This window comes from Mycobacterium sp. E3339, assembly GCF_001666915.1.
In the GTDB taxonomy this organism is placed as follows: Bacteria; Actinomycetota; Actinomycetes; order Mycobacteriales; family Mycobacteriaceae; genus Mycobacterium.
This window is the reverse complement of sequence record NZ_LZIZ01000203.1, coordinates 1-8,044: the sequence shown is the minus strand read 5'-3', so window position 1 is coordinate 8,044 and position 8,044 is coordinate 1. Positions and strand designations below refer to the sequence as shown.

General features: G+C 66.8%; 5 protein-coding genes and 1 pseudogene. 5 read left to right on the top strand and 1 reads right to left on the bottom strand.

The genetic code is table 11. From position 1 onward, the window contains the following. The first annotated feature begins 435 nt into the window (after positions 1-435). The 5 genes from clpX to mobA all read left to right on the top strand — a co-directional run bounded on the left by clpX (position 436) and on the right by mobA (position 6,910). On the top strand, positions 436-1,716 hold the full coding sequence (clpX, locus tag A5702_RS19040; protein WP_055400128.1) for an ATP-dependent Clp protease ATP-binding subunit ClpX: 1,281 nt from the start codon (positions 436-438) through the stop codon (positions 1,714-1,716). A 36-nt stretch (positions 1,717-1,752) separates the two neighbouring features. Then, on the top strand, positions 1,753-3,003 hold the full coding sequence (locus A5702_RS19035; protein WP_156669679.1) for an MFS transporter: 1,251 nt from the start codon (positions 1,753-1,755) through the stop codon (positions 3,001-3,003). A gap of 232 nt (positions 3,004-3,235) precedes the next feature. Continuing rightward, on the top strand, positions 3,236-5,215 hold the full coding sequence (locus tag A5702_RS19030; protein WP_156669678.1) for a 2-oxoacid:acceptor oxidoreductase subunit alpha: 1,980 nt from the start codon (positions 3,236-3,238) through the stop codon (positions 5,213-5,215). Beyond that, the gene (locus tag A5702_RS19025; RefSeq protein WP_055400122.1) at positions 5,212-6,303 is read left to right on the top strand and encodes a 2-oxoacid:ferredoxin oxidoreductase subunit beta; all 1,092 of its coding nucleotides are present in this window, start codon (positions 5,212-5,214) and stop codon (positions 6,301-6,303) included. Before A5702_RS19030 ends, A5702_RS19025 begins: the two co-directional genes overlap by 4 nt. Position 6,304: 1 nt before the next feature. Continuing rightward, complete coding sequence (mobA, locus tag A5702_RS19020) at positions 6,305-6,910, top strand: molybdenum cofactor guanylyltransferase (RefSeq protein ID WP_082956124.1); 606 nt, start codon at positions 6,305-6,307, stop codon at positions 6,908-6,910. A 1,003-nt stretch (positions 6,911-7,913) separates the two neighbouring features. Here mobA and A5702_RS27305 read toward each other — a convergent pair. Next, positions 7,914-8,044: pseudogene (locus A5702_RS27305) on the bottom strand (enoyl-ACP reductase); the annotation flags it as partial.

The following is an 8,044-nucleotide window of genomic DNA, read 5'->3' as shown; positions in this document are numbered from 1 at the left end:
ATCGACACCGTCCTGGAGTATCGGAAGCTGTCCGCGCAGACCGCCTAGCGTTCGCGGTCCCGCGCCGAACGTGCACTCACGGCGGATTTTCGGCCGATTTGCCGCCCCCAGTGCACGCTCGGCGAACCGGGCCCGTCGGCCGGCGCTGATCAGAACCAATACCCGGCCGGCGACGGTAGGGTGATTTGGTGGGGTTTGGGCGGCGCACAGCCTCGGTCGGGTAACGACCGCGACACGCCAAAGACACGCAAAGCGCGTCTTTCGCGAGTCAGGGGCGCCGTCTGGCTATATGTTTCATCGAGACGGACGGCATGAATACCACCAACGCGATTCGGCCTTAACGGTCGCGTCGGGCCCGATCTACCGGGTAGCGTCGGGGGATACATGGCGGGACAGCACGACGAACGGCGAACAGGAAGTAGGCCCTGAGGCACCATGGCGCGCATCGGAGACGGCGGTGACCTGCTGAAGTGCTCCTTCTGCGGGAAGAGCCAGAAGCAAGTCAAGAAGCTCATTGCTGGTCCCGGTGTGTACATCTGCGATGAGTGCATCGACCTCTGCAACGAGATCATCGAAGAGGAGCTCGCCGACGCCGACGACGTCAAGCTCGACGAACTGCCCAAGCCCGTTGAGATCCGGGAGTTCTTGGAGGGCTACGTCATTGGCCAGGACACCGCCAAGCGGACCCTGGCCGTCGCGGTGTACAACCACTACAAGCGCATCCAGGCCGGGGAGAAGGGCCGCGACTCCCGGCACGAGCCGGTCGAGCTGACCAAGTCCAACATCCTGATGCTGGGCCCGACCGGCTGCGGCAAGACCTACCTGGCCCAGACGCTCGCCAAGATGCTCAACGTGCCGTTCGCCATCGCCGACGCCACCGCGCTGACCGAGGCCGGGTACGTCGGTGAGGACGTCGAAAACATTCTGCTCAAGCTCATTCAGGCCGCCGACTACGACGTCAAGCGGGCCGAGACCGGCATCATCTACATCGACGAGGTCGACAAGATCGCCCGCAAGAGTGAAAACCCGTCGATCACCCGTGACGTCTCCGGCGAGGGCGTGCAGCAGGCGCTGCTGAAGATCCTGGAGGGCACGCAGGCGTCGGTTCCCCCGCAGGGCGGCCGCAAGCACCCGCACCAGGAGTTCATCCAGATCGACACCACCAACGTGCTGTTCATCGTCGCGGGGGCGTTCGCCGGCCTGGAGAAGATCATCTACGAGCGCGTCGGGAAGCGCGGCCTGGGCTTCGGCGCCGAGGTGCGCTCGAAGGCCGAGATCGACACCACCGACCACTTCGCCGAGGTCATGCCCGAGGACCTGATCAAGTTCGGCTTGATCCCGGAGTTCATCGGCCGGTTGCCGGTGGTGGCCTCGGTGACCAACCTGGACCGGGAGTCGCTGGTCAAGATCCTCTCGGAGCCCAAGAACGCTCTGGTCAAGCAGTACACCCGGCTGTTCGAGATGGACGGCGTCGAGCTCGAGTTCACCGACGACGCGCTCGAGGCGATCGCCGATCAAGCCATCCATCGCGGCACGGGCGCCCGCGGTCTGCGGGCCATCATGGAAGAGGTCCTGCTGCCGGTGATGTACGACATCCCGAGCCGCGACGACGTCGCCAAGGTCGTGGTGACCAAGGAGACCGTGCAGGACAACGTGCTGCCGACGATCGTGCCGCGCAAGCCGTCGCGCACCGAGCGCCGCGACAAGAGCGCCTGACACTTCGGTCGAGCGCGCATCGGGTACTAGATGCGCATGCCGACCGTCGCTGGCGCCCCCACCCCGATCCCGCGCCGGCTGACGCGCGCGCTGGACCTGCTGAACTTCCTGTTGGCCGACGTTCGCGACGGGCTGGGTCCCTACCTGTCGGTCTACCTGCTGCTGACCCATCACTGGGACCAGGCGTCGATCGGCTTCGTCATGGCGGTCGGCGGGATCGGGGCGATCGTCGCTCAGGCGCCGGCCGGCGCGTTGGTGGACCGCAGCACGGCCAAGCGGGCGCTGATCATCGGCGGCGCGTTGACCGTCACCGCCGGGTCGTTGGCGATGCCGTTGTTCCCCGGCCTGTACTCGATCTCGGTGTTGCAAGCGATCACCGGGATCGCCGGCTCGGTCTTCGCCCCGGCCCTCGCCGCGATCACCCTGGGCGTCGTCGGTCCCCGCTTCTTCTCGCGACGAATCGGGCGCAACGAGTCGTTCAACCACGCGGGTAACGCGTCGGCCGCCGCCATCACCGGCGGGCTGGCCTACTTCTTCGGGCCGGTGGTGGTGTTCTGGGTGCTGGCCACCATGGCCGCCGCCAGTGTGCTTGCGACACTGCGGATTCCGCGCGACGCGATCGACCATGACGTCGCCCGGGGCATGGATCACGTGCCCGGGGGTCCGCACGAGACACCGTCGCGGATGGCGGCGCTGCTGCGCAACCCCAGGCTGATGATCTTCGCCGCGACCGTGGTCGCCTTCCACTTCGCCAACGCCGCGATGCTGCCCCTGGTCGGCCAGTTGCTGGCGCTGCACAACAAGGACGTCGGGACCGCGCTGATGTCCGGCTGCATCGTGGCCGCGCAGGTGGTCATGGTGCCGGTGGCGTACCTGGCCGGGGCCAAGGCCGACTCGTGGGGCAGGAAGCCGATCTTCCTGCTCGGCTTCGCCGTCCTGGCCGCGCGAGGGTTTCTCTATACCCTGTCCGGCAATCCGTACTGGCTGGTCGGCGTGCAGCTGCTGGACGGAGTCGGGGCCGGCGTGTTCGGTGCGCTGTTTCCCCTCGTGGTGCAGGACGTGACGCACGGCAGCGGCCGGTTCAACGTCAGCCTCGGCGCAGTGACGGCGGCGACCGGGATAGGCGCCTCGGTGTCCAACCTCGTCGCGGGCCGAATCGTGGTGGCCGCCGGTTACAACGCCGCCTTTGCCTTCCTCGGAGCGCTCGCCGGCGCGGGGTTTTTGCTCTACCTGATTGCGATGCCGGAAACGGCGCCAAGGGAATTGGACGCCGCCGCGCGAAAGTGACCAATACCACAGTTTTGAACCGTCCGCACCACCCTCCCCGCGCTGACTTCGGCTTTAGGGGTAAAACCGCTGCATGCGATGGATTAGAGACGCTCATTCTTCCCTCAGAGAAGTGCCATAATTGGCATTACTAGTGACACTCAAGCTCGAGCGCGCGGGAGTCGCTGCAACGGCGCGTAACCTCAATCTCCAGCGAAAGTGCCTATCCGGTTAACCAATGGAAGGCGGATACGTGGATCCGAACGGCAGCGGAGCCGGCTCTGATTCTCACGGCGGGTCGTCCCAGAACGGAGCGCCTGCGCGTAACGGGTCCGAACGTCAGCGCCTCGAACAGGTAGTCATCCGCTTCGCCGGGGACTCCGGTGACGGCATGCAGCTCACCGGTGACCGGTTCACGTCGGAGGCAGCGCTTTTCGGTAACGACCTGGCGACCCAGCCGAACTACCCGGCCGAGATCCGGGCCCCCGCAGGCACGTTGCCCGGGGTGTCGTCCTTCCAGATCCAGATCGCCGACTACGACATCCTGACCGCCGGTGACCGCCCCGACGTGCTCGTCGCGATGAACCCCGCGGCGCTCAAGGCCAACATCGGCGACCTGCCGCGCGGCGGCATGGTGATCGCGAACTCCGACGAGTTCACCAAGCGCAACCTGACCAAGGTGGGTTACGTCACGAACCCGCTGGAGTCCGACGAGTTGTCCGAATACGTCGTGCATTCCGTCGCGATGACCACCCTCACGCTGGGCGCGGTCGAGGCGATCGGCGCGTCGAAGAAGGACGGCCAGCGGGCCAAGAACATGTTCGCGCTGGGGCTGCTGTCCTGGATGTACGGCCGCCCGATCGAGACCAGCGAGAAGTTCATCCGGGAGAAGTTCGCCCGCAAGCCCGACATCGCCGAGGCGAACGTGCTGGCGCTCAAGGCGGGCTGGAACTACGGCGAGACGACCGAGGCGTTCGGCACCACCTACGAGGTGTCCCGGGCGACCTTGCCGTCCGGTGAATACCGGCAGATCTCCGGCAACACGGCCATGTCCTACGGCATCGTCGCGGCGGGGCAGCTGGCCAACATCCCGGTGGTGCTCGGCAGTTACCCGATCACGCCGGCGTCGGACATCCTGCACGAGCTGTCCAAGCACAAGAACTTCAACGTCATCACCTTCCAGGCCGAGGACGAGATCGGCGGCATCTGCGCCGCGATCGGCGCCTCATACGGCGGGGCGCTCGGCGTCACCAGCACTTCGGGTCCCGGCATCTCGTTGAAGTCCGAAGCGCTGGGCCTCGCGGTGATGACCGAGCTGCCGCTGCTGGTCATCGACGTTCAGCGCGGCGGCCCGTCGACCGGCCTGCCGACCAAGACCGAGCAGGCCGACCTGCTGCAGGCGCTGTACGGCCGCAACGGCGAGTCGCCGGTGGCGGTGCTGGCGCCGAGTTCGCCGTCCGACTGTTTCGCCATCGCGATCGAGGCGGTGCGCATCGCGGTGTCGTACCACACCCCGGTGATCGTGTTGTCCGACGGCGCGATCGCCAATGGCTCGGAGCCGTGGCGGATTCCGGACGTCGGGACGCTGCAGCCGATCAAGCACACGTTCGCCAAGCCGGACGAGCCCTTCCAGCCCTACAACCGCGACCCCGAGACGCTCGCGCGCCAGTTCGCCGTCCCGGGCACCCCGGGCCTCGAGCACCGGATCGGTGGCCTGGAGGCGGCGAACGGCTCGGGTGCCATCTCCTACGAGCCGGTCAACCACGACCTCATGGTTCGGTTGCGGCAGGCCAAGATTGACGGCATCACGGTGCCCGACCTCGAGGTCGACGACCCCAGCGGGGAGGCCGAGCTGCTGCTGATCGGCTGGGGCAGCTCGTACGGCCCGATCGGCGAAGCCTGCCGGCGCGCGCGGCGCAAGGGCGTCAAGGTCGCGCACGCCCACCTGCGTCACCTCAGCCCGTTCCCGGCCAACCTGGGCGACGTGCTGCGGCGCTACCCGATGGTGGTGTGCCCGGAAATGAATCTGGGCCAGCTGGCGCTGTTGCTTCGGGGCAAGTACCTGGTCGACGTGCAATCGGTCAGCAAGGTCCAGGGTGTGGCGTTCCTCGCCGACGAGATCGGGCGCGTCATCCGCGCAGCGATCGGCGGCACGCTGGCCGAAATCGAGCAGGACAAGACGATGGTCGCCAGAATGGCGGCAGCGACGGTTGGAGCGGGAGCTATCGAATGACCGACCTGGTGGGAAATCTGGCGGGCACCGACCTCGGGTTGACGCCCAGGTTGAAAAAGAACGACGGTGTCCCCGCGACGGATCAGCCGCAGAAGGGCAAGGACTTCACCAGCGACCAGGAGGTCCGCTGGTGCCCGGGTTGCGGCGACTACGTCATCCTCAACACCATCCGCAACTTCCTGCCCGAGCTGGGACTGCGCCGCGAGAACATCGTGTTCGTCAGCGGCATCGGGTGCTCGAGCCGCTTCCCGTACTACCTGGAGACCTACGGGTTTCACTCCATTCACGGCCGCGCGCCGGCCATCGCGACCGGTCTGGCGCTGGCCCGCGAGGACCTGTCGGTGTGGGTGGTCACCGGTGACGGCGACGCGCTGTCGATCGGCGGCAACCATCTGATCCACGCGCTGCGCCGCAACGTCAACATCACGATCCTGCTGTTCAACAACCGGATTTACGGGCTGACCAAGGGTCAGTACTCGCCGACGTCGGAGGTCGGCAAGGTCACCAAGTCGACTCCGATGGGATCGCTGGACCACCCGTTCAACCCGGTGTCGCTGGCGCTGGGCGCCGAGGCCACGTTCGTCGGCCGCGCCCTGGACTCCGACCGCAACGGGCTGACCGAGGTGTTGCGCGCCGCCGCCGAGCATCGCGGCGCCGCCGTCGTCGAAATCCTGCAGGACTGCCCGATTTTCAACGACGGCTCCTTCGACGTGCTGCGCAAGGAAGGCGCCGAGGAGCGGGTGATCAACATCCGCCACGGCGAGCCGATCACCTTCGGCGCCGACGGCGAGTACTGCGTCGTGAAGTCCGGCTTCGGCCTCGAATTCGCCAAGACCGCCGACGTTTCCGTGGACGAGATCATGGTGCACGACGCGCACACCGACGACTCCGCCTACGCCTTCGCGTTGTCCCGGCTCTCCGATCAGAACCTCGACCACACCGTGCTCGGCATCTTCCGGGACGTCAGCCGGCCCACGTACGACGACGCGGCGCGCTCGCAGGTGCAGGCCGCGCGCGCCGCCAAACCGTTCGACGACGCCGCCCTGCAATCGCTGCTGCGTGGGCGCGACACCTGGACCGTCGACTGACGTGGGCGAAAAGACTTCGCTTGCCGGGGTGGTGCTCGCCGGCGGCGCATCGCAACGGATGGGCCGCGACAAGGCCAGCCTCCCTGTCCCCGCCTCCGCGGGTTCCGACGCGACCACCATGGTCGAGCACGTCGTCGGCGTCCTGCGACAGCGCTGCGACCCCGTCCTGGTGATGGCCGCACAGGGGCAGCCGCTGCCCGAACTCGAGGCGCGCGTGATGCGCGACGAGCTGCGCGGCCTGGGGCCGCTGCCGGCGACCGGACGCGCATTGCGCGCGGCGGCCGAGGCCAGCGCGCCGCTCGCCTTCGTCTGCGCCGTCGACATGCCTTTCCTGGCAGTCGAACTCATCGACGACCTCACCCGCAGGGCGCAGGAGACTGGCGCGGAGGTGGTGCTGCCGTGGGACGGCCAGGACCACTATCTCGCCGCGGTGTACCGGACCGACCTGGCCGACCGGGTCGACGCCTTGGTGGCGGCGGGGGAGCGCAAGATGCGCGCCCTGGTGGACGCCTCGGACGCGCAGCGCATCGTCACGACGGATTCGCGGTCGTTGACCAACGTCAACACCGACGCCGAGCTGCGCGCCCTCGCGCGGCCCCGCGGCTAAGGGCACCCCGACCCGCCCGTGCGGGGCCGGATGAAATCCGGGTAAACCCCTGTAACGCGGCGCCCATTCCTGGCAAATGGCAAGGCGCCGTGGCGATTTCGGCTTTGCCAAACGAAATACCAAGTCTGGTAAATAAATTGGTCTTCAAGCTCGGCGATGCTTGGCGACGGCCCGGGCGCACCGAAATTGCCAGACCGCATGCGTGACGATCGCGGAATCGCCGCCCCGACAGTGTATTTCGCTATTTCACACGACTTGGCGGCAACGCGCCACGACGGGTGTGCGTTATTTGAACAATGCAAGTTAAGCGGTGGCGCAAGGCAATTCGCTCGTATGTTCGCCCCCGGTGTGTGACGTAAACCCGTAACTTGTTGTAGTGTGCGGTGCTTCGCAGCGGCGGAATCGAGTCCGGTACGGCCGCAAGGTTGTAAACGCCTGGGGCAAATACGTGGGCCAGTTCACAAAATGGGCGTGATTCGGCTCACGCTGTGAAAGCTTTTGCATTTGTTGGGTACTCGCCGGAATCGCGTGGCTGACCTGCCAAAAGTGCGAGGCTACCGCGTCGTGATCACCCCGTTACCGAACGGAGATATCCGATTTCCGAAGATGACGAATGCCGTCGGGTCTCGTACGGTCCCTGTTAGCCCGCAACGGGTTACGGAAGAGTAACTGAAAACAGAATCACGGACCCGCGTGTGAGCGGGGCCGCGGACGGCGAAGTCTTGTCCGTGGCCGGCGGTAGCACTCCGCCGGGCGATTCCAGCCCACCGCTGTCGTGCCAGGACAAGCCGGCACGTCCCGAAGCAGGTATTCCGCACCAATCAAACACCGTCAGCCCACCCGAGTGGGCTTGCTTTGGCGCGCGCGCACCGCGAAAGGAAAGATATTGAAGAACGTCCGTAAGACGCTCGTTCTTGCCGCGGTCACGGGCACCCTCGTGACCATCCCGTCGGCCAGCGCCAGCGCGGAGCCCACGGGTTTCGACCCCAACATGGCGCCCGCCGCGGCGCCGGACGTCGGCCTCGCGCGACGCCGTGTCCAACACTTCCAGCAGCGCCGCGATGGTGCCGCCCGACAGCCCGCCGGACATGGAGCGCACGACGAAGTCGGTGCCGGCGAGCTGGCCCGCACCGT